18 protein-coding genes are annotated in these 21,392 nt (G+C 72.4%); 9 read left to right on the plus strand and 9 right to left on the minus strand.

The genetic code is table 11. The annotated features are described in order from the left end of the window. Nucleotides 1-150: 150 nt before the first annotated feature. Complete coding sequence (locus ACIQMR_RS00630) at nucleotides 151-933, minus strand: aminotransferase class IV (RefSeq protein ID WP_401381223.1); 783 nt, start codon at nucleotides 931-933, stop codon at nucleotides 151-153. 20 nt (nucleotides 934-953) lie between these two features. Further along, nucleotides 954-1,409, minus strand: a complete 456-nt coding sequence (soxR, locus tag ACIQMR_RS00635) for a redox-sensitive transcriptional activator SoxR (protein WP_401381225.1) — start codon at nucleotides 1,407-1,409, stop codon at nucleotides 954-956. Nucleotides 1,410-1,493: 84 nt separating this feature from the next. On the opposite strand from soxR, the gene ACIQMR_RS00640 reads away from it, so the two are divergent. Beyond that, complete coding sequence (locus ACIQMR_RS00640; RefSeq protein WP_401382602.1) at nucleotides 1,494-2,117, plus strand: NADPH-dependent FMN reductase; 624 nt, start codon at nucleotides 1,494-1,496, stop codon at nucleotides 2,115-2,117. Between the two features lie 134 nt (nucleotides 2,118-2,251). On the opposite strand, the gene ACIQMR_RS00645 is transcribed toward ACIQMR_RS00640, so the two are convergent. Together ACIQMR_RS00645 and ACIQMR_RS00650 are read right to left on the minus strand one after the other, a co-directional pair. Next, a complete protein-coding gene (locus ACIQMR_RS00645; protein ID WP_401381228.1) occupies nucleotides 2,252-3,538 on the minus strand; it encodes a sensor histidine kinase in 1,287 nt (428 codons plus the stop codon). Further along, the gene (locus tag ACIQMR_RS00650) at nucleotides 3,535-4,287 is read right to left on the minus strand and encodes a hypothetical protein (protein ID WP_401381230.1); all 753 of its coding nucleotides are present in this window, start codon (nucleotides 4,285-4,287) and stop codon (nucleotides 3,535-3,537) included. The genes ACIQMR_RS00645 and ACIQMR_RS00650 overlap by 4 nt, the downstream gene beginning before the upstream one ends. 223 nt (nucleotides 4,288-4,510) lie before the next feature. Here ACIQMR_RS00650 and cutA point away from each other — a divergent pair, with 223 nt between their 5' ends. Both cutA and ACIQMR_RS00660 read left to right on the plus strand, forming a co-directional pair. Continuing rightward, nucleotides 4,511-4,849: a divalent-cation tolerance protein CutA gene (gene cutA / locus ACIQMR_RS00655; protein WP_401381233.1), complete on the plus strand. Its 339-nt coding sequence runs from the start codon at nucleotides 4,511-4,513 to the stop codon at nucleotides 4,847-4,849. Between the two features lie 98 nt (nucleotides 4,850-4,947). Then, a complete protein-coding gene (locus tag ACIQMR_RS00660) occupies nucleotides 4,948-5,391 on the plus strand; it encodes a gamma-glutamylcyclotransferase family protein (RefSeq protein WP_401381236.1) in 444 nt (147 codons plus the stop codon). 79 nt (nucleotides 5,392-5,470) lie between these two features. On the opposite strand, the gene ACIQMR_RS00665 is transcribed toward ACIQMR_RS00660, so the two are convergent. Together ACIQMR_RS00665 and ACIQMR_RS00670 are read right to left on the minus strand one after the other, a co-directional pair. After that, nucleotides 5,471-7,591: a molybdopterin oxidoreductase family protein gene (locus tag ACIQMR_RS00665; RefSeq protein ID WP_401381238.1), complete on the minus strand. Its 2,121-nt coding sequence runs from the start codon at nucleotides 7,589-7,591 to the stop codon at nucleotides 5,471-5,473. A 103-nt stretch (nucleotides 7,592-7,694) separates the two neighbouring features. Next, nucleotides 7,695-8,405, minus strand: coding sequence for a vancomycin high temperature exclusion protein (locus ACIQMR_RS00670; RefSeq protein ID WP_401382605.1), 711 nt, complete (start codon nucleotides 8,403-8,405; stop codon nucleotides 7,695-7,697). Between the two features lie 220 nt (nucleotides 8,406-8,625). On the opposite strand from ACIQMR_RS00670, the gene ACIQMR_RS00675 reads away from it, so the two are divergent. The 5 genes from ACIQMR_RS00675 to dnaG all read left to right on the plus strand — a co-directional run bounded on the left by ACIQMR_RS00675 (nucleotide 8,626) and on the right by dnaG (nucleotide 14,957). Continuing rightward, complete coding sequence (locus tag ACIQMR_RS00675) at nucleotides 8,626-8,922, plus strand: hypothetical protein (RefSeq protein ID WP_401381241.1); 297 nt, start codon at nucleotides 8,626-8,628, stop codon at nucleotides 8,920-8,922. Between the two features lie 66 nt (nucleotides 8,923-8,988). Then, nucleotides 8,989-9,975 carry a sirohydrochlorin chelatase gene (locus ACIQMR_RS00680; protein WP_401381244.1) on the plus strand — a complete coding sequence of 329 codons (987 nt, stop codon included), beginning with the start codon at nucleotides 8,989-8,991 and terminating at the stop codon, nucleotides 9,973-9,975. 35 nt (nucleotides 9,976-10,010) lie between these two features. After that, the gene (locus ACIQMR_RS00685) at nucleotides 10,011-11,333 is read left to right on the plus strand and encodes a deoxyguanosinetriphosphate triphosphohydrolase (protein WP_401381247.1); all 1,323 of its coding nucleotides are present in this window, start codon (nucleotides 10,011-10,013) and stop codon (nucleotides 11,331-11,333) included. 405 nt (nucleotides 11,334-11,738) lie between these two features. Next, on the plus strand, nucleotides 11,739-13,007 hold the full coding sequence (locus ACIQMR_RS00690; RefSeq protein WP_401381249.1) for an NAD(P)/FAD-dependent oxidoreductase: 1,269 nt from the start codon (nucleotides 11,739-11,741) through the stop codon (nucleotides 13,005-13,007). A 51-nt stretch (nucleotides 13,008-13,058) separates the two neighbouring features. After that, the gene (dnaG, locus tag ACIQMR_RS00695; RefSeq protein ID WP_401381252.1) at nucleotides 13,059-14,957 is read left to right on the plus strand and encodes a DNA primase; all 1,899 of its coding nucleotides are present in this window, start codon (nucleotides 13,059-13,061) and stop codon (nucleotides 14,955-14,957) included. On the opposite strand, the gene ACIQMR_RS00700 is transcribed toward dnaG, so the two are convergent. Then, complete coding sequence (locus tag ACIQMR_RS00700) at nucleotides 14,954-16,003, minus strand: nucleotidyl transferase AbiEii/AbiGii toxin family protein (protein WP_401381255.1); 1,050 nt, start codon at nucleotides 16,001-16,003, stop codon at nucleotides 14,954-14,956. The genes dnaG and ACIQMR_RS00700 overlap by 4 nt on opposite strands. Before the next feature lie 349 nt (nucleotides 16,004-16,352). Here ACIQMR_RS00700 and ACIQMR_RS00705 point away from each other — a divergent pair, with 349 nt between their 5' ends. Further along, the gene (locus ACIQMR_RS00705) at nucleotides 16,353-17,606 is read left to right on the plus strand and encodes an RNA polymerase sigma factor (protein WP_401381257.1); all 1,254 of its coding nucleotides are present in this window, start codon (nucleotides 16,353-16,355) and stop codon (nucleotides 17,604-17,606) included. A gap of 43 nt (nucleotides 17,607-17,649) precedes the next feature. On the opposite strand, the gene ACIQMR_RS00710 is transcribed toward ACIQMR_RS00705, so the two are convergent. Next, nucleotides 17,650-19,575, minus strand: a complete 1,926-nt coding sequence (locus ACIQMR_RS00710; RefSeq protein ID WP_401381260.1) for an ABC transporter ATP-binding protein — start codon at nucleotides 19,573-19,575, stop codon at nucleotides 17,650-17,652. Then, nucleotides 19,575-21,308 (minus strand): ABC transporter ATP-binding protein, encoded by a 1,734-nt coding sequence (locus tag ACIQMR_RS00715; protein WP_401381262.1) that lies wholly within the window; start codon nucleotides 21,306-21,308, stop codon nucleotides 19,575-19,577. The genes ACIQMR_RS00710 and ACIQMR_RS00715 overlap by 1 nt, the downstream gene beginning before the upstream one ends. Nucleotides 21,309-21,392 lie beyond the last annotated feature (84 nt).

Genomic DNA, 21,392 nt, shown 5'->3' on the forward strand with positions numbered 1-21,392 from the left:
TCGAACCGCGCGGCGTGTCACCTTGTCCGGAGCGCGTCACCGCAGGTCACGCGGGTGCGATTGCGCCATTGGCCGGGCTGTGGAACCGGACGCGCCGAACGAGTGACGATCCATCGCGCAGCCACTGGTGAATGTCCTCGTCAGCGCGCCTCAGATCGCGTCCCACGGCACCGTCGCGTACGCCTCCCGCACCCGCTGCATCAGCTTCCCGTCCACGGCGAACACGGTGGAGTCGATCCGGTGCACGGGCGCGAAGCCCTGCGAGTTCGTGAGGAACGCCGCCGCGTACGAGCCGAGATCCGCCAGCGTCACCTCGCGCCGTGACGACGGCAGCAGCGGCTCCAGCAACGCCATCGTGATGCCGCACAGCGCGGGCGCGTCCGGCCAGACCACGGAAGTGCCGTCCCAGAACGCGACGTTGGTGATGCTCCCTTCCGAGATCACCCCGTTCGGGCCGGTCAGCAGCGCGTCGTCGAAGCCGGCGCGGACGGCGGCGCGGCCGTAGTACGGCTGGCCGATGCCGCCCGCGTGCTTGAGGTGCGCGAGCGGCCGCTGGAACGGCACGGACATCAGGCTCCGCGGCTGCTCCGACATGGTCTGCGGCTCGCGTACGGTCACCACCTGCGTCGGTTCCGCGGCCTCGGGCACCCAGTACACGGCGATCCGCACCGACGCGTCGCGCCGGCCGGCCATGCCGAGAGCCCGGCGTACGAGCGCACGGACGTGGTCCCCGTCCAGCGGCGCGTCGAACATCTCGCGCGTCGCGGCGTCCAGCCTCTCCAGGTGCAGCGCGAGACCGCGGGCGCGGCCGTCGCGTACCTGCATCGCGGTGAAATGCCCGTAGCCGCTCTGCAGCACCGGGATCAGCTCCGGATCGAGCTCGGTCGCCGGCCTGCCGTCGATCTCGATGTACACGTTCGGCCCGGTCGTCATCCGCCCAGCCTAGGACGTGCTCAGTCCTCGATCAGGCGGCGCGGCCCGGGCCCGTGCGAGGACAGCTCGTCCCCCGGATTGGACAGCACGCACCGGTCCAGCGAGAGACAGCCGCAGCCGATGCAGTCCGTGAGATGGTCCCGCAGCCGCTGGAGCGTACGGATCCGCTTGTCCAGGTCCTGACGCCAGCACTCCGAGATGCGCGCCCAGTCCTCCCGGGTGGGCGTACGGTCCTCCGGCAGCAGCCCGAGCACGTCACGGATCGTGGCGAGCGGGATCCCGAGCCGCTGCGAGGTCCGGATGAAGGCGACCCTGCGCAGCGTGTCCCGGCTGTACCGCCGCTGGTTGCCGGCCGTCCGGCGGCTCGTGATCAGCCCCTCGCTCTCGTAGAAGCGCAGCGCGGAGGGGGCGACACCGCTACGTTCTGCCAGCTCACCGACGGTGGCTTCCTTGGCGTCCCAGGCGAGATGCGTCATGTGCCCAGCGTAGCGGTTGACCTCAACCATGCTTTAAGTATCAGGCTGCTCGGTATGGACCTCACCACGCACAAGACCGCCGGCATGCAGGAGTTCGCGTCCTCGTACGGATCCGGCAGCGCGCCCGCGCCCGATCCGCTGAAGCTCGCCGTCGTCATCGGGAGCAACCGCGAGGGCCGCTTCGCACCGGTCGTGGCCGACTGGTTCCTCGCCCGGGCGACCGCCCGCGAGGACTTCGGGGTCGACGTCGTCGACGTCGCCGACGTGGACCTGCCCACCTCGCTCTCCCACCGCCCCGCCGCCCCCGTCCGCGCCGAACTCGCCAAGGTCTCCCCGAGGCTCGCCGGCGCGGAGGCGTTCGTCGTCCTCACCCCCGAGTACAACCACTCCTTCCCCGCCTCGCTGAAGAACCTCATCGACTGGCACTACGGCGAATGGCAGGCCAAGCCCGTCGGCTTCGTCTCCTACGGCGGCATCTCCGGCGGACTGCGCGCGGTCGAACAACTGCGCCAGGTCTTCGCCGAGATGCACGCCGTCACCGTTCGCGACACCGTCGCCTTCCCGAACGCCGGCGGCCGGTTCGACGCCGACGGACAGCCCAAGGACCCGGCCGCGCCCGAGGCCGCCGTCAAGACGATGCTCGACCAGCTCGCCTGGTGGGGCACCGCGCTGCGGGACGCCAGGTCCCGGCGCCCCTACGGGGGCTGACGGCGGGACGGGCCCGGCCGGGACATCGGGCCAAGCCTGGTGGGAACATCGGGCCGGACCCGGCCGGGACATCGGGCCGGGCCCGTTGGGGCAGCACACCGCACGTGGACGCTCGCGCGGCACGTGGTGCACGCCTACGGCCCCTCGCCGTGGGCTCCCGGCAGGACGACGGTGGCCACCGCGCCGCCGTCGTCCGCGTTGCGGAGCACGATCTGCGCGCCGATCACCCGGGCCTGGCCGAGCGCGATGGTGAGCCCGAGCCCGGTGCCCTGGCCGCGCTCCGCCGCTCCCGTGACGAAGCGCTGCGGACCGTCCCGCAGCACGTGCTCCGGGAAGCCGGGTCCGTGGTCGCGGACCGTCAGCGAGGTCCCCGTGACCGTCACCTCCACCGGATCGCCGCCGTGCCGGCGGGCGTTGGCCAAGAGGTTGACGAGAACGCGCTCCAGCCGGCGCGCGTCGGTGCGTACGAGCTCTCCCGGCGCGCTGTCGCCGGCGCTGTCGTCGACGCCGTCGTGGGTGTCCTCGGCCCGCGGCCGTGGGGCGCCCGCCGCGAACCCGGCGCGTTGCAGGATGCCGTCGGTCAGCAGCCCCAGCGGATGGACGTCGAGATCGGGACGCTCGGCCTTCGCGTCGAGCCGGGCGACCTCCAGGAGGTCCTCGGTGAGACGGCACAGGGCCGCCACCCGGTCCCGTACCAGCTCGGTCGGCCGTCCGTCCGGCAGCAGCCCGGCCGCCGTGTGCAGGCCCGTCAGCGGAGTGCGCAGCTCGTGCGCCACGTCGGCGGTGAACCGCTGCTCCGCCTCGATGCGCTGCTGGAGCGAGGCGGCCATGGTGTTCACGGCCGACGCCAGCTCGGCCACCTCGCCCCCGTCGGAGCGCGGCGAGGACGGCATGGCGATCCGGGCGTCCAGCTCGCCCCGGCTGATCCGGCGGGCGGTCGCCGCCGCCGTACGCAGGTCCCGGCTCAGCCGGCTCGCGAGCCCCACGCCGCCGAGTGCGGCCAGCCCCACGACGACGGCGCCCGACGCCACCAGCTCCCGGTCGAGCGCGGCCACCTCGTCGCGTTCGGCGTCCAGTGGTTCGCGTACGGAGAGGACGTGCGAGCCGACCGGCCGGGCGGCCCACACCACGGGACGCTGCTCGTCGAGGTCGAGATAGGTGTTGCGCCTGCCCGACAGCGCGGAGGCGCGCAGAGCGGCCGGCAGCCGTGGCGAGTCGAGGGCCGCACCGTTGTCGGCCGGATCGACCCGGCCGGTGAGCTCGTAGAGCTGGCACACCCGCACCAGTTGCGCGACGGCGCCCGCACGGGCCGAGGACGACAACTGGTCCATCCGGGCATGATGGATCAGCAGCCCGATGGTGACGGCGACGAGGGCGCAGCCGCTCGCCAGCAGCACGGCGATCTTCCAGCGCAGGCTCACGGGCCCTCCTCCGCCGGGCCCTTCTCCACCGAGTTCTTCTCCGCCGGGCTCTCCCGCGTGGGCCGCGATCCGGGCGATGAGTGTGGGGAGGCAGGGGAGCGGGGGCAGGGCCGGTAGCGCTTCTCGTCGCTGATCGTCGACATCCGGGTGCCGTCCCAGGTGTAACGGACGGCCTGCTCGGCTCCGTCGCTCGCCGCGGCCCGGACCACCAGATCGCTGCCGACCGCCTCCACCGCGAGCCGCCGCCCGCCCGTGAACAGGACCTGCACCACCTTGCCGCGCTCCGCGGTGTACACGCTCACGACGGTTCGTCCGCTCTCCACGTCCGCCGCGACGATCAGCTCGGGTGCCCCGTCCCCGGTCAGGTCGCGGTACACGGGCGGCCGCACCCCAGCCCTGCCCGGCAGGTCGATCCGGGCCCGCCCGCACTGCGCCTTCATCCGGGAGTCCGCGCACACGATCGCGTCGGGCTCCATCGCGGCCAGCCCGCCGCGCCCCGGTACGGCGGGCAACCCGGCCAGTGGCGTGGGCGGGGCCTGTTCCTGCGCCGCCTCCGCCGCACCGGCGTCGCCCGGCGGCGTACCGGCCCGCGCCCAGGCGGGCCAGAGCCCCTCGGGGTGCGGCTGTACCGCGACGGGCGGAGCGGGCTCGCCGGAGCCCAGCCCGGAGGGGGTACCGCAGCCGACGAGTGCGGCGGCGGCCAGGGCGGTCGCGAGGAGCGCGTAGGCGAAGAGAGAACGCTGGATCATGGGCCCGGTGGGTGGTGGACGTACCGCCGTGGCGGCCTGGGGGCAAGCGACTCGTGCGACGTTAGGAAGGGACCGTCACAGCCACCGGGAGGTTGTGTAACAGTCGGGCGTACGGTGCGGGTGACCGGTGGGTAGGGGGCTTTGGTCCCGCCCTTTGGTCCCGTCCTGCGGACCCGGCCGCGTCGATGTGCCGTGCTTCGTCTTCTCCGCCGCCGTACGAGGAGTGTTCGTGACCCTGGCCGCCCTGACCGTACTGACCACCACCGACAGCGCCGCGAAGGCCGAGGAGCTGGCGCGCGGCGCGGTGGAGGCGCGCCTGGCCGCCTGCGCGCAGATCTCCGCGCCCGTCATCTCCGTCTACCACTGGCGGAACGCCATCGAGACGAGCGAGGAGTGGCAGATCCTGTTCAAGACCACCGAGGCCTGTTACGAGGCGCTGGAGGCGCATCTGCTGGCCCACCACGACTACGACACCCCGGAGATCATCGCGACGCCGGTGGTGCGGGGCAGCGCGGCGTACCTGGAGTGGATCGCGGCGCAGACGACGGCGAAGGCGCAGTGACGGACGGAGCGGCAGGCCACGTGACAGGCGGAGCGACGGACGCAGCGAGCGACGCGGTGAGCAACGCAGTGAGAGACGACGCAGTGAGAGACGACGCGGTGAGAGACGGACGCGGACACGGACGGGGGCACCGCGAGGCGCTGCCCTTCTTCGTCTACGGCACGCTCCGCCCGGGCGAGCACAACCACGACCTCTTCCTGCGCGGCCGCACCACGGCGGAGGAGCCCGCGCGGCTGCGCGGTGCGCTGCTGTACGAGGGGCCGGGCTATCCGTACGCAGTCGACGGCGACGGCGTCGTCACGGGCGAACTCGTCACGGCCGCGCCGGGCCACTACGGCGAGCTGACAGCGGTGCTCGACCACCTGGAGGAGTACTTCGGCCCCGGCGACCCGCGCAATCTGTACGTACGGGTCGAGCGCGACGTCGACACGGCATCGGGCGCCGTCACGGCGTGGGTGTACGTGGCGGCCGAACACGTGGCGCGCGAACTGAGGGAGAAGGGGGCGCCGATCCCTGGAGGCGACTGGTCGGCGACGCGCTGAGCTCCCTCCACCGGATCCACCCGCCCCACCCGTCGTACCGGTCCCACCCGTCGTAGCCGCCCCACTGCTCCCGTCCGGCTCACGCGGACGGGCGCTCCAGGCGCACCGCGCACACCTTGAACTCCGGCATCCGCGACACCGGGTCGAGCGCCGGGTTCGTCAGCGTGTTCGCGCGGCCCTCGCCCGGCCAGTGGAAGGGCATGAACACCGTGTCCGGGCGGATCGTCTCCGTCACCCGTGCCGGCGCCACCGCCCGCCCGCGCCGTGAGACCACCGCGACCGGCTCGCCGTCCGCCACCCCGACCCGCGCGGCGAGCCGCGGGTGCAGCTCGACGAAGGGCCCCGGGGCCGCCGCGTTCAGTTCGGCCACCCGGCGGGTCTGCGCCCCGGACTGGTACTGGGCCACGACTCGCCCGGTCGTCAGCACCACGGGGTACTCCGCGTCGGTCTCCTCCCCGGCCTCCCGGTGCACGACGGGCACGAACCGCGCCCGCCCGTCCGGTGTCGCGAACGCGTCCAGGAACAGCCGCGGGGTCCCGGGGTGGGCGTCCCGGGCGGGGTCCGCCGCCTCCGGGCAGGGCCAGAAGACGCCCTGTTCCTCCTCCAGCCGCCGGTAGCTGATGCCCGCGTAGTCCGCGGGCCCGCCCGAGGAGGCCCGCCGCAGCTCCCCGAACACCTCCTCCGGGTCCCTCGGGAAGCCCTTCTCGTGCCCCAGGAGCCCGGCCAGCCCGTGCAGGACCTCCAGGTCGCTCCGTACCCCCTCCGGAGGGGTGATCGCGCGCCGGCGCAGCAGCACCCGGCCCTCCAGGTTCGTCGTCGTTCCCGTCTCCTCCGCCCACTGCGTCACGGGGAACACGACATCCGCCAGCTCCGCCGTCTCCGACAGCACCACGTCCGCGACGGCGAGGAAGTCCAGCGCCCGCAGCCGCTCCTCCACATGCGCGGCGCGCGGGGCCGACACCACCGGGTTGGAGCCCATCAGCAGCAGCGCCCGCACATCACGGCCGAGCGCGTCGAGCAGTTCGTATGCGCTGCGCCCCGGGCCGGGCAGCGATGCGGGGTCCACGCCCCACACCCGCGCCACGTGTTCCCGTGCCGCGGGGTCGTCGAGCTTGCGGTAGCCGGGCAACTGGTCGGCCTTCTGGCCGTGTTCGCGGCCGCCCTGCCCGTTGCCCTGCCCGGTGAGACAGCCGTAGCCGGAGAGGGGACGGCCCGCGTTGCCGGTCGCGAGGGCGAGATTGATCCAGGCGCCGACCGTGTCCGTGCCCTTCGACTGCTGCTCGGGTCCGCGCGCCGTGAGCACCATCGCGGCGGGTGCGTCGCAGAACAGGTCCACGGCGGCGCGCAGTTCCGGTACGCCGACGCCCGTGATCCGCTCGACCAGCTCGGGCCAGTGCGCCATCGCCGCCGCCCTGGCCTCCTCCCACCCGGTCGTACGGGCCCGGATGAACTCCTCGTCCGTACGGCCCTGCGTCACCACCAGATGCAGCAGCCCGAGCGCGAGCGCGAGATCGGTGCCGGGACGCGGCGCGAGATGCAGATCGGCCTGCTCGGCGGTCTTCGTGCGGCGCGGATCGACGACGATGAGCGTGCCGCCGTTCTCCCTCAGCTCCGTGAGGTGGCGCAGCGCCGGCGGCATCGTCTCGGCGAGGTTCGAGCCGACGAGGACCACACAGCCCGTGCGCGGAACGTCCTCCAGCGGGAACGGCAGCCCCCGGTCCAGCCCGAACGCCCTGTGGTGCGCGGCGGCCGCCGACGACATGCAGAAGCGGCCGTTGTAGTCGATCTGCGAGGTGCCGAGCACGACCCGGGCGAACTTCCCCAGCGCGTACGCCTTCTCGTTCGTCAGCCCGCCGCCGCCGAACACCCCGACCGCGTCCGCCCCGTGCAGCGCGCGGGCGCGCCGCAGTCCGTCGGCCGTGACGCGGAACGCCTCCTCCCAGGTGGCCGGTTCGAGCCTGCCTGTGGCGGGGCGTCGGACCAGGGGCCCGGTCAGCCGTACCCGCGAGGAGAGCACATCGGGTGCCGTACGTCCCTTGCCGCACAGTGCTCCCCGGTTGACCGGGAAGTCCTCGCGCTCCACGATCTCGAGGGTCCCCGCACCGGACGCGCGCAGGTTCATGCCGCACTGCAGGGAGCAGTAGGGGCAGTGCGTCGGGACGAGTGCGGGGGTGCGCGCGGCGGCCGGTGCTGGGGACATGGCACCCAGCGTGCGTCGTCCGTGTTACGCGGGCGGGCCCGTCGCATTACGCCCTCGGTACACCGCCCTCCCCGCACCCGGATTCGTGCCGTGAGCGAAGGGTTCAGGGCCGGGCGGCGTCGCTCGCCAGCGCCTCCGTGACACCCGGCTCCTTCGGGCCGAGGAAGTGCGGGTCGGGTTCGAGCACGACGTCCAGCGCCGCCTTGCCCGCCGCGAACAGTTCCCGCGTACCGCCGTAGTACCAGACCGAGTCGTGCGGCTCGGCGACGCCGACACCGTACGACTCGATGCCCGCGGCGTCGCACAGCGCGATCGCCCGCTTGATGTGGAAGCCCTGGGTGACCAGCACCGCCCGGTCGACGCCGAAGATCTTCTTGGCGCGGACGCAGGAGTCCCAGGTGTCGAAGCCGGCGTAGTCGCCGACGATCCGCCCGTCCGGTACGCCGCGCTCGGTGAGATACGCACGCATCGCGTCCGGCTCGTCGTACTCGGCCCGGCTGTTGTCGCCGGTGACGAGGACGACCTTGACCTTCCCGGTCCGGTACAGCTCGGCGGCCGCGTCCAGCCGGTGCGCCAGATACGGGGTCGGCCGGCCCTTCCACAGACCGGCGCCGAACACGACGGCGACGTCACGTGCCGGGACGTCGGCGGTGGTACGGATACGGCTGTCCGCGACCGCGTGCATCCAGGTCGCCGGCGCGAGCGCCAGCACGCACCCGAGCATCACGGCCTGCACGGTGCGCCGCTGCGCGCGCCGGCTCCTCGGCAGGAGCGGGACGCGTCCGCGCGGGACGAGCCCGCGCAGGGCGCGCATGTGCGGTGCGAGCTTGCGGAGCGCGAGCTTGCGCATGGATCGACCCCCCAGGTCCCTCGGCACCTCGTCCGACGCCGTCGGGGGCCCGATGGTTCACGCCGTCGTACAGATGTGATCAGGATGACCCTCCGAGGCGTCACCTCTTCGAGGGCGGTACGCCGGTCAGGAGCGGGTCAGGAGCGGGTCAGGAGCGGGTCAGGAGCGGGTCACGGAGCGGGTCATGGAGCCGGCACTGCTCGCGGCCCGCGCCGCCACCGTGCCGGCAGGCACCACGGACGGCGGCACCCGTACCGTCGCCGCAGCGGTCGTGAGCCGCGACGGCGCCGTCGTGGGCATCTCCGATCTCTTCGCCGTGGACGACGACCTCGACGCCGCCCGGGCCGGCTGCCTCGCCGCCGTCGCCTGCTTCTGGCCGGGCGTCCGGTCGGCGGATACGGGCACGGCGGCGCTCTCGCCGCGGGGGCCCGGCAGGGCTGTGTGGGCCGAAGGGCTGACAACCGCGCACGCGCGCTCGTGAGGTGGAGGAAAAGACCCGTCACTCCCGCGCAACGGCATGGCAACCTGCGGCCGCCAGTATCGGTTCATGACGGAGTCGGCAGCACACCCTCGCGAGTCACTGGCCCCGAACACGATGCCCCTCGACAGCACCGCGGAACTGCTCACCCGCATCACCGCGCAGCTCGGGGCCCAGCTCAGTCACGTCCAGCTCAACGGAGTGCGCAGGCCCATGAGTTCACCCATCCTCGCCACCGCCGTGTCCGCCGTCACCGCCGTGTCCGCCGCGTCGGCCGTGTCCGTCGCGTCGGCCGGCTCGTCCACGGCCGGGACCGGCGGCCCGTCACTCGTCGCCGTCGCCCACGGCAGTCGCGACCCGCGTGCCCTGCACACCGTCACCAGACTGCTCGACCGGGTCCGTGAGCTGCGCCCCGGGCTCGATGTCCGGCTGGGGCACATCGAGCTCGACGAACCGCTGCTGCCCGACACCCTCGCCGGGCTGGGCGACCGCGAGGCCGTCGTCGTACCCCTGCTGCTCGGCCGCGGATACCACGTGAAGCGGGACATACCGGACGTCGTCGCCGCCGCGTCACGGCTGCGGGCCCGGATCGCCCCGCCGCTCGGCCCGCATCCGCTGCTCGTCGAGGCGCTGTACGCCCGGCTCACCGACGCCGGCTGGCGCAGCGCCGACAACGCCGGCCGGGGCGCCGCGGTGGTGCTCGCCGCGGCCGGTTCGCGGGACCCCGAGTCGGCCGCCGACGCCCGCCTCACCGCCGCGATGCTCAGCGAGCGCCTCGGCGGGGTGCCCGTCCTCCCGGCCTACGCCTCCGCCGTCTCGCCCACCGTTCCCGAGGCGCTGCGCGCCCTGGCGGCGCGCGGCCGGCACCGTATCGCCGTCGCCTCGTACTTCACCGCCCCCGGCCGGTTCGCCACGGCGTCCAGGAGCGCGGCGCCGTGGATCGCCGCCGCCCCGCTCGGCTCCCACCCCGCGCTCGCCCGGCTCGTCCTGCAGCGCTACGACGAGGCACGGACCGCGCCGTACGCGGCCGACCCGCGTCAACTGGTCACCGCCTGAGTCACGCTGTCGGCGACTGCGGTTACCGTCGGGGCATGGAAGGCACCACGGACACCGGAACCGGCAGCGATCCCCACGACCCCTGCGACTACGACGACGCGGCCACCGCGCGCTGGGCCCCCGAGCCCGACAAGCGCCCCGGCCGCACGGCCTTCCAGCGCGACCGCGCCCGAGTCCTGCACTCCGGGGCGCTGCGCCGGCTCGCCGGCAAGACCCAGGTGGTGACGCCCGGCTCGCGCAGCGCGGCCTGGGATCCCAGTCCCCGTACGCGGCTGACGCACTCCCTGGAGTGCGCCCAGGTCGGCCGGGAGCTGGGGGACGCCCTCGGCTGCGACCCCGATCTCGTGGAGGCCGCCTGCCTCGCCCACGATCTGGGCCATCCGCCCTTCGGGCACAACGGCGAGCAGGCGCTCAACGAGGTCGCCGAGGACTGCGGCGGCTTCGAGGGCAACGCGCAGTCACTGCGGCTGCTCACCCGGATCGAGCCGAAGCGGTTCGTCCACTCCGACGTGCGCGGTGAGCCGGTCAGCGTCGGACTGAACCTCACCCGCGCCGCGCTCGACGCCGCGACCAAGTACCCGTGGGCCCGCGGCGGCCACCCCACCGACCCCGGCACGCCGAAGTTCGGTGTGTACGAGGACGACCTGCCGGTCTTCGCCTGGGTCCGGGAAGGTGCCCCGCCGCACCGCAAGTGCTTCGAGGCGCAGGTCATGGACTGGTCCGACGACGTCGCGTACTCGGTCCACGACTTCGAGGACGGTCTGCACGCCGGCCACATCGACCCGAACGCCCTGCTCTCCGAGGCCGAGCGGAACGAGATCTGGGCGGTCGCCATCGGCCGCTACGTCCCCAAGGAGACCGATCCGCAGTCACTCACGGACGCTCTCGACCGCCTCGTCGACCAGGAGTGGTGGCCGCACGGCTACGACGGTTCGGCCGTCGCCCAGGCCCGGCTCAAGGACGCGACCAGCCAGCTCATCGGCCGGTTCTGCCTGGCCGCCGAGGCGGCCACCCGGCAGGCGTACGGCGGCGGCCGGCTCACCCGGTACGCCGCCGAGCTGGTCGTCCCGGAGGAGGCCCACCTCGAGTGCGCCGTCCTCAAGGCGATCGCCGACCGCTATGTGATGCAGCGCGCGGAGCAGGAGGCGCTCCGCGCCGACCAGCGGATCGTCGTCGCCGAGCTGGCCGAGGCGCTGGTCGCGCGGGCGCCGGAGGGCCTGGACCCGCAGTTCCGCGCCATGTTCGACAGCGCTCCGGACGACCGCGCCCGCAAGCGTGTGATCGTCGACCAGATCGCCTCCCTCACCGACGCCTCGGCCCGCACCCTGCACACCCGGCTGACCGGGCCCCGCCGATGACCGTGTGCCGTAAGTGACCACCCGCCGTGAATGACCGTGCGTCTCCGATGACCATGTGCCGCGAATGACCGTGCGTCGTCGGTGACCGTGGTGCCGTGGTGCCGTGGTGCCGTGGTGCCGTGGTGCCGTGGTGCCGTGGTGCCGTCGTGCCGTGGTGCCGTCGTGCCGTCGTGCCGTGGTGCCGTCGTGCCGCGGCGCGCAGCCCGCTGCCGATGGTCGTCCGCCGCCGGTGACAGCCCGTGGCCGGAAACCGTCGGAGACGGCCGGGAAGCGGTGTGCCCTGCGGAGCACCCCCTCTTCCCCCATCACCCTCCGTGCGGGACGCTCGCAGTCGGGCGGCGTAGCGTGCTGTGTTGTCCTGGGGGTCACCCCCGGGACCCCCGGTCGTCAACAGGGAGGCATCAAGTGGTCGACGCACATCGGACATTCGTCATCGTGGGCGGAGGACTCGCCGGGGCCAAGGCGGCGGAGACCCTTCGCGCCGAGGGTTTCACCGGCCGGGTGATCCTCATCGGTGACGAGCGCGACCACCCCTACGAACGCCCCCCGCTCTCCAAGGGCTATCTGTGCGGCAAGGAGGAACGCGACGTCGTCTTCGTCCACGAGCCCGCCTGGTACGCCCAGAACGACATCGAGCTGCACCTCGGCCAGCCCGTCACCTCCATCGACCGCGAGGGCGGCTCCGTACGGCTCGGCGACGGCGCCGTCATCCACTACGACAAACTGCTGCTGGCCACCGGATCCGAGCCGCGCCGGCTCGACATCCCCGGCACGGACCTGGCCGGCGTCCACCATCTGCGCCGTCTCGCCCACGCGGACCGGATGCGACAGGTTCTCGCCACTCTCGGCCGCGACAACGGCCACCTGGTGATCGCCGGAGCCGGCTGGATCGGTCTGGAGGTCGCGGCCGCCGCTCGTGGCTACGGTGCCGAGGTCACCGTCATCGAGCCCGAGCCCACCCCGCTGCACCAGGCCGTCGGACCCGAGCTGGGCCAGTTCTTCGCCGATCTGCACCGGGACCGCGGCGTCCGCTTCCACTTCGGTACCCGTCTCACCGAGATCATCGGCCAGGACGGCATGGTCCTCGCCGCCCGCACCGACGACGGCGACGAGCACCCCGCCCACAGCGTCCTCGCGGCGATCGGCGCCGCCCCCCGCACCGGCCTCGCCGAAGCCGCCGGCCTCGCGCTCGTCGACCGCGCCCACGGCGGCGGCGTCGCCGTCGACGCCTCGCTGCGCACCTCCGACCCCGAGATCTACGCCGCGGGCGACATCGCGGCCGTGCACCACCCGCTCCTCGACATCCGCCTGCGCGTCGAGCACTGGGCGAACGCCCTGAACGGCGGCCCCGCCGCGGCCCGCGCCATGCTCGGCCGGGACGTCTCGTACGACCGCGTCCCGTACTTCTTCTCCGACCAGTACGACCTCGGCATGGAGTACTCCGGCTGGGCGCCGCCCGGCTCGTACGACCAGGTCGTACTCCGCGGCGACGCGGGCAAGCGCGAGTTCATCGCCTTCTGGCTCAAGGACCGCAGGGTGCTCGCGGGCATGAACGTGAACGTGTGGGACGTGACGGACGACATCCAGGGCCTGATCCGCTCCGGCACACCCGTGGACACGGACGTCCTCGCCGACCCCGCCACTGCGCTCGGCGCCGTCCCACCCGCCCCGTAGCGGTATCTCCCGGGGGACGTCCCCCGGACCCCCGCCCCGTAGAATCGGCGCGTGGCAGGCAGGATCAACGATGACGACGTGAAGGCGGTACGGGACGCGGTCCCGATCGACTCCGTCGTGTCCGAATACCTCCAGCTGCGCAACGCCGGCGGCGGGAACCTCAAGGGGCTGTGCCCCTTCCACGACGAGAAGTCCCCCTCCTTCCAGGTCAGTCCGAGCAAGGGTCTCTTCCACTGCTTCGGCTGCCAGGAGGGCGGGGACACCCTCACCTTCGTGATGAAGGTGGACCACCTGTCGTTCTCCGAGGCGGTCGAGCGGCTCGCCGCCAAGGCCGGCATCACCCTGCGGTACGAGGAGGGCGGGTACAACCCGGCCCATCAGCGCGGCGAGCGCATCCGCCTGGTCGAGGCCCATCAGGTCGCGGCCCTGTTCTACGCGGAGCAGCTCGACAGCGCCGAGGCCGAGATCGGCCGGAAGTTCCTCGCCGAGCGAGGCTTCGACCAGAGCGCCGCGCAGCACTTCGGTGTCGGATACAGCCCGGCCGGCTGGGACCACCTCACCCGCTATCTGCGCGGCAAGGGCTTCTCCGACAAGGAGCTCGTCCTCTCCGGCCTCTCCCAGGAGGGCCGCCGCGGCCCCATCGACCGCTTCCGCGGCCGGCTGATGTGGCCGATCCGCGACATCTCCGGCGACGTCGTCGGCTTCGGCGCGCGCAAGCTCCGCGACGACGACAACGGGCCGAAGTACCTGAACACCCCCGACACGGCGATCTACAAGAAGTCCCAGGTGCTGTACGGCATCGACCTGGCGAAGAAGGAGATCGCCAAGTCCAGCCGGGCCGTGGTCGTCGAGGGCTACACCGACGTGATGGCCTGCCATCTCGCCGGTGTTCCGACGGCCATCGCGACCTGCGGCACCGCCTTCGGCGGCGAGCACATCAAGATCCTCCGCCGGCTGCTGATGGACAACGGCAGCGCGAAGGTGATCTTCACCTTCGACGGTGACGCGGCCGGTCAGAAGGCCGCGCTGCGGGCCTTCGAGGACGACCAGAAGTTCGCCGCCGAGACCTTCATCGCGGTCGCCCCGGACGGCATGGACCCGTGCGAGCTGCGGCTCGCCAAGGGCGACGAGGCCGTGCGGGAGCTGGCCGAACCCCGCAACCAGCTGTTCGAGTTCGCCATCCGGCAGATCGTGAAGAACTACGACCTGGAGACCCCCGTCGGCCGTGCCGCCGCGCTCGACGAGGCGGCGCCCATCGTCGCCCGGATCAAGAACAGCGCCTCGCAGCACGAGGTCGCCGTCCAGCTCGCGGGCCTCCTCGGCATCCTCGACACCCAGTTCGTGGTCAAGCGGGTCTCCCAGCTCGCGCGCTGGGCGCGGGAGCGGGGCAGCGGCGGCGGGCAGCAGTCCCGCCAGGCCCCCTCGTACGACGGCCCCCGGCCCACGGCGCAGCCCAGCGGCCCCGCGCTCAATCTGCGCAGCCCCGCCCACCGCACCGAGCGCGAACTGCTCAAGCTCGCGCTCCAGCACCCGGAGCTGGTCTCCCCGGCGTTCGACGCGTACGGAGCCGACGAGTTCACCGCCCCGCCGTACGCCGCCGTGCGCCAGGCGATCGCCGAAGCGGGCGGCGCCGAGCTGGGCGTCCCCGACGCGCCGGCCTATCTGGCCCGCGTCCGGGACGCCGCACCCAACGACACCGTCCGCGCGATGACCACCGAACTCGCGGTGGAGGCGGTCCACGCCAAGATCGTCGACGAGACCTACGCCGGCGTCCAGCTCGTCCAGGTCCGCCTCCGCGCGGTCGACCGCCGCATCCGCGACGTCCAGGGCACCCTCGCCCGCCTCGGCGCCCACGCCGATCCGGAGCAGCTCTCCGCCGTGCAGAACGAGCTGTGGGTGCTCCAGCAGTACGGGCAGTCGCTGCGCAACAAGGGCGCGGACGCGCTCTAGCCTTCTCCGGTGCTGTCCTGCCCGGTCGAGTCCTGCCCGGTCGAGGCCTGGCCTGTCGAGTCCTGTGCGGTCCGGGCCTCGAAGGTGGGGCGGAGTGCCGTGACGAGCCGGTCCACATAACGCCGGTCGTCGTCGCCCACGCCCGGGTACTCGGCGACGAACTGCTCCCACTCCACCCACTGGGCGATCTCGGCGACATCGCCCAACTCGACGTCACGCGGGTACGGTTCCGCCTCGGCGTGCCGAATCACCCGCGCCAGCAGCTCGTACCGCAGCGGGTGCCGCTCGGCGAGCAGCACCGCGTCGTACAGGTCCTTGCCCTGCGGGTACGAGTCGTCGATCAGCCACATCACCTTCCACGCCAGCGACAGCTCGGGCGTCGCCGCCCGGACGACGGCCGTCCCGACCCGCGCGGGCTCCGCAGGCACCGGCAGCTCCTCGTTGAAGACGAAGTCCAGCTGCACCAGTCCGCCCGGCAGCCCCGGAGCCGACCACGGCAGCACCATGCGCCGCCCGGGGACGCGTTCGTACGTCCAGATGTACTCGGACTCCGCGCCGCGCGCCGAGATGCCGACCGCGCCGCCGCGCTCCTCTGCCGTGCGCTGAGCGGCCTCCGCGATGCCGTCGAGCATCTGCTGCGTGCGGTCCTGCTCAATGCGCCACTCCGCGGGCACGACCACGAAGTCCAGATCGCCCGGGTCGCGCGCCGCGTCGCCGAACCACGCCCTCAGCAGCACGCTGCCGCGCAGCACGAGCGAGTCGGCCCACTCCGAGCCGGCGATCGCGCAGAGCACGATGTCGAGCGCCTCGGCCCGCGCCGCGCGCCATGCTCCGGCCAGGTCGGGGTCGGAGAACCGGGGTTCGCTCGCGCGGTAGGCGTGCGCGAAGTGCTTCAGCGCGGGGTCGAACACCGAATCGTCCGGTCTGCCGCCCGGCGCGAGAACGGTGCGCGGCATGTCGCGCTGCCGTCGTTCCCGCTCGTCCGCCGGCTCGTTCGGGCCCTCCGGGCTCCCGGGAAACGCACGCCGCTCCGATGCGGTGCTCATGGCTCCACCCCCTGCGCCGGATCGTCCCAGACAACGGTGTCACCCGCACCTGGGTATGCGAGCCCGGCATCCACCCGGTCGCGCACCGGCCTCGCTGTGCTGTCCCGGGGGCACCCCCGGACCCCCGGCCCGGTAACCACGCGGTCACGCACCGGCCTCGCTGTGGTGTCCCGGGGGCACCCCCGGACCCCCGGCCCGGCATCCACCCGGTCGCGCACCGGCCTCGCTGTGCTGTCCGGGGGCACCCCCCGGACCCCCGGCCCGGTAACCACGCGGTCACGCACCGGACTCAAAAAGTCATCGCACGCCCCTCGTGGCGGTGATGTGTCGTACCCCACACTGGGGGGCGGTGCCTGAGTCCTCGGAGCGCGGCCGGTCCACAGCAGGTGGGCCACTCACCCCCGCGGATCCGCTCATCGTGAACGGGACGGACAGCGGCCGGGCCGCCGTCCCCGTCCCGCTGCCGCCTGCCCCCGAACCGGCAGCGCCCACCTTGGAGGTCGCCCCCGTGCAGACCCAGACCCTGACAGAAGCCGACCCGGTCACGGCCGTTCCGCCGCAGAGCCGGGCCGCGCACCACCCGGAGAACGAGCCGCCCCCGGAGGCCGGGGCAGCGCCGGACGTCCCCGAGCCCGCGGAGCTGTTCGAGCCGCCCGAGCCGCCGGTCCGCGTCGCGGACACCGGCGGCGGCAGCCCCTCCTCCGACCTCTTCCGGCAGTATCTGCGGGAGATCGGACGCATCCCGCTGCTCACCGCCGTCGAGGAGGTGGAGCTCGCCCGCCGCGTCGAAGCGGGCCTGTTCGCCGAGGCGAAGCTGGGCAACACCCCGGACCTGGACTCCCAGCTCGCCCTCGACCTGGACAAGATCGTCGTCATGGGCCGGATGGCCAAGCGCCGCCTGATCGAGGCCAATCTGCGTCTCGTCGTGTCCGTCGCCAAGCGGTACGTGGGCCGCGGGCTGACGATGCTCGACCTCGTTCAGGAGGGCAACCTCGGCCTGATCCGCGCGGTCGAGAAGTTCGACTACGCGCGCGGCTACAAGTTCTCGACGTACGCGACGTGGTGGATCCGCCAGGCCATGTCCCGCGCCCTCGCCGACCAGGCCAGGACCATCCGCGTGCCCGTCCACGTCGTCGAACTCATCAACCGGGTCGTCCGCGTCCAGCGCCGCATGCTCCAGGAACGCGGCTACGAACCCACCGCCGAAGAGGTCGCCGCACAGCTCGACCTGTCGCCGGAGCGGGTCGGTGAGGTCCTCCGCCTCGCCCAGGAGCCGGTGTCGCTGCACGCGCCGGTCGGCGAGGAGGACGATGTCGCGCTCGGCGACCTCATAGAGGACGGCGATGCCGCGTCCCCCGTGGAGTCCGCGGCGTTCCTGCTGCTCCGAGAGCACCTCGAAGCCGTCCTCTCCACGCTCGGCGAGCGCGAACGCAAGGTCGTCCAGCTGCGCTACGGGCTGGCCGACGGCCGGCCCCGCACCCTGGAGGAGATCGGACGGATCTTCGGCGTGACGCGCGAACGCATCCGCCAGATCGAGTCCAAGACCCTCGGCAAGCTGCGGGACCACGCCTTCGCCGACCAGCTGCGCGGCTATCTGGACTGAGCCCCGCCGGCCCGGGCGGTCAGTTCCCGGGCCGCCGGACGGCTCAGTCGACCTCCGCCACCGCCTGCGCGAACTGCGCCGAGTACAGCCGCGCGTACGCGCCACCCGCCAGCAACAGCTCCTCGTGCGTGCCCTGTTCGACGATCGAGCCGTTCTCCATCACCAGGATCACGTCCGCGTCCCTGATGGTGGAGAGCCGGTGGGCGATCACGAAGCTCGTACGCCCGTGGGCGAGCCGCGCCATCGCCTTCTGGATCAGCACCTCGGTCCGGGTGTCGACGGAGCTGGTCGCCTCGTCGAGAACCAGGATCACCGGGTCGGACAGGAACGCCCGCGCGATGGTGATCAGCTGCTTCTCGCCCGTACTGACGCCCGCGCCGTCGTCCTCGATGACGGTGTCGTAGCCGTCCGGGAGGGTCCGGATGAAGCGGTCGGCGTGGGCCGCCCGCGCCGCCTCCTCGATCTCCTCCCGGGTGACCTTGCGCGAGGTGCCGTACGCGATGTTCTCCGCGATCGTGCCGCCGAACAGCCAGGTGTCCTGCAGCACCATCCCGATGCCGGACCGCAGGTCCTCCCGGGACATCGTGGCCGCGTCGACGCCGTCGAGGGTGATCCGGCCGCCGGTGACCTCGTAGAACCGCATCAGCAGATTCACCAGCGTGGTCTTGCCGGCTCCGGTCGGGCCGACGATCGCGACGGTGTGCCCCGGCTCGACCGCCAGCGACAGATCCTCGATGAGCGGCTTCTCCGGCTCGTAGCGGAACGAGACCTTCTCCAGCGCGACCGCGCCCCGCGGCTCCCCGGGCCGCGCCCCGACGACCGGGTCGGGCGCCTGCTCGTCCGCGTCCAGCAGCTCGAAGACCCGCTCGGCCGAAGCGACCCCGGACTGCACCAGGTTCGCCATCGACGCGACCTGCGTCAGCGGCATCGAGAACTGCCGCGAGTACTGGATGAACGCCTGGACGTCACCGATCGACAGCGTGCCCGACGCGACCCGCAGCCCGCCGACGACGGCCACCAGCACATAGTTGAGGTTCGAGACGAAGAACATCAGCGGCTGCATGACGCCGCTGTTGAACTGCGCCCGGAACCCCGCCTCGTACAGCGCCTCGTTCTGCTCGGCGAACTCCTTCGCCGACTCGTCCTGCCGGCCGAAGACCTTCACCAGCGCATGGCCGGTGTACATCTCCTCGATGTGCGCGTTGAGCCGGCCCGTGGACATCCACTGCTGCACGAACTGCGGCTGCGAACGCTTGCCGATCTTCGCCGCCACCCACACCGACAGCGGCACGGTCACGAGCGCGACCAGCGCCAGCAGCGGCGAGATCCAGAACATCATCGCCAGCACACCGACGATCGTCAGCAGGGAGTTGAGCAGCTGACCCATCGACTGCTGCATGGTCTGCGAGATGTTGTCAATGTCGTTCGTCGCACGGCTCAGCACCTCACCGCGCTTGGCCTTGTCGAAGTACGAAAGCGGCAGCCGGGACAGCTTGTCCTGGATGTCCTCCCGCATCCGGAACATGGTCCGGTTGATGACCACGATCGACGCCCGCGTGGCCACCAGCATCAGCAGCCCGGAAGCCGCGAACACGACCAGCGCCACCAGCAGGATGTCGCCGACCGCACCGAAGTCGATGCCCCGGCCCGGGGTGAAGTCGACCCCGGACAGCATGTCCGCGAGCCCGTCGCTGCCCTGCGCCCGCAGGCCGTCCAGGGCCTGCTCCTTGGTGGTGCCCTCCCGCATCTCACGGCCGACGACACCCGCGAAGACGAGGTCGGTCGCCTTGCCGAGGATCAGCGGCCCGACCACCGAGAGCCCCACGCTCAGCACACAGGCCGCCAGCATCACCCACAGTGCGCGCCGGTCCGGTGCGCACTGCCGCAGCAGCCGCTTGCCCGAGCCCTTGAAGTCCATGGACCGCTCGCCGGACTGGCCCATCATCATGCGTCCGCCAGGACCGGCCATCAGGCAGCCTCCGCCTCGGTCAGCTGGGAGAGCACGATCTCCCGGTACGTCTCATTGCCCGCCATCAGCTCGTGATGGCCGCCCGTCCCCACGACCCGGCCCTCGTCGAGGACCACGATCCGGTCGGCGTCGCGGATGGTCGACACCCGCTGCGCGACGATCACGACCGTCGACTCGGCGGTCTCCAGCGACAGCGCACCGCGCAGCGCCGCGTCCGTCGCGTAGTCCAGGGCCGAGAAGGAGTCGTCGAAGAGATAGATCTCGGGCCGCTGCACCAGCGTCCGCGCGATGGCGAGCCGCTGCCGCTGACCGCCGGACACGTTCGTGCCGCCCTGCGCGACCGGCGCGTCCAGCCCGCCTTCCAGGTCGCGTACGAAGTCGGCCGCCTGGGCGACCTCGAGCGCGTGCCACAGCTCCTCGTCGGTCGCGTCCGGATTGCCGTAGCGGAGGTTCGTCGCGACCGTGCCGGAGAAGAGGTACGGCTTCTGCGGTACGAGCCCGACCGTCCGGGCCATCAGCGCCGGATCCAGCTCCCGTACGTCCACGCCGTCGACGAGGACCTCGCCGCCGGTGACGTCGAACAGCCGCGGCACCAGCCCGAGCAGGGTCGACTTTCCGCTGCCCGTCGACCCGATGATCGCGGTCGTCTCACCGGGCCTGGCGACCAGATCCACCGCGCGCAGCACGGGCTCCTCGGCGCCCGGGTAACGGAAGTCGGCGCCGCGGACCTCCAGATGGCCGTGGCGCGCCAGCTCGTGCACCGGGGAGAGCGGCGGGACGACGCTCGAACCGGTCGCCAGGACCTCCTCGATGCGTTCGGCACAGACCTCGGCCCGCGGCACCATCATGAACATGAAGGTGGCCATCATGACGGCCATGACGATCTGCATCAGATAGGCGAGGAAGGCGGTGAGCGCGCCGATCTGCATCCCGCCGCTGTCGATGCGGTGGGCGCCGAACCAGACGACGGCGATGCTCGACACGTTCACGACGGTCATGACGATCGGGAACATCAGCGCCATGAGACGGCCGGTGGACAGCGACACGTCCGTCAGCTCGGCGTTCGCGCCGCGGAAGCGGTCCGCCTCGTAGGTGTCCTTCACGAACGCCCTGATCACCCGGTTGCCGGTGATCTGCTCGCGCAGCACCCGGTTCACCGTGTCGAGGCGCTCCTGCATGGTCCGGAACAGCGGCCGCATCCTCGTCACGATCAGTGCCACGGAGATGCCCAGCACCGGCACGACCGCGAGCAGCACCGCCGACAGCGGAACGTCCAGGGCCAGCGCCAGGACGATGCCGCCGACGCACATGATCGGCGCGGACACCATCAGCGTGAACCCCATCAGCACCAGCATCTGGACCTGTTGGACGTCATTGGTCGTGCGGGTGATGAGGGACGGGGCACCGAAGTGCCCGACCTCACGGGCCGAGAACGACTGCACCCGCTCGAAGACGGCGGCCCGCACGTCCCGGCCGAGCGCGGCGGCGGTCCTCGCGCCGTAGTACACGGCGCCGATGTTGCACACCACCTGGACCACGCTGACGCCGATCATCAGGGCGCCGAAGCTCAGGATGTAACCGGTGTCACCCCGCACGACACCGTTGTCGATGATGTCGGCGTTCAGCGTGGGCAGATAGAGGGTCGCGCTGGTCTGCAGCAGTTGCAGCGCCACCAGCAGGGTGATCGCTTGTCGGTAAGGACGCAGGAACGTCCGGAGGATTCGTATGAGCACGCGCGGCTGTCTCTCGGGTCGGTGCCGGATCGTGGAGTCGCCCCAATACTCCGACACTCGGCCACCGTCTGCCCAAGGGATTTC

Origin of the sequence: Streptomyces sp. NPDC091376 (assembly GCF_044757085.1) — a bacterium.
GTDB lineage: Bacteria > Actinomycetota > Actinomycetes > Streptomycetales > Streptomycetaceae > Streptomyces > Streptomyces pratisoli.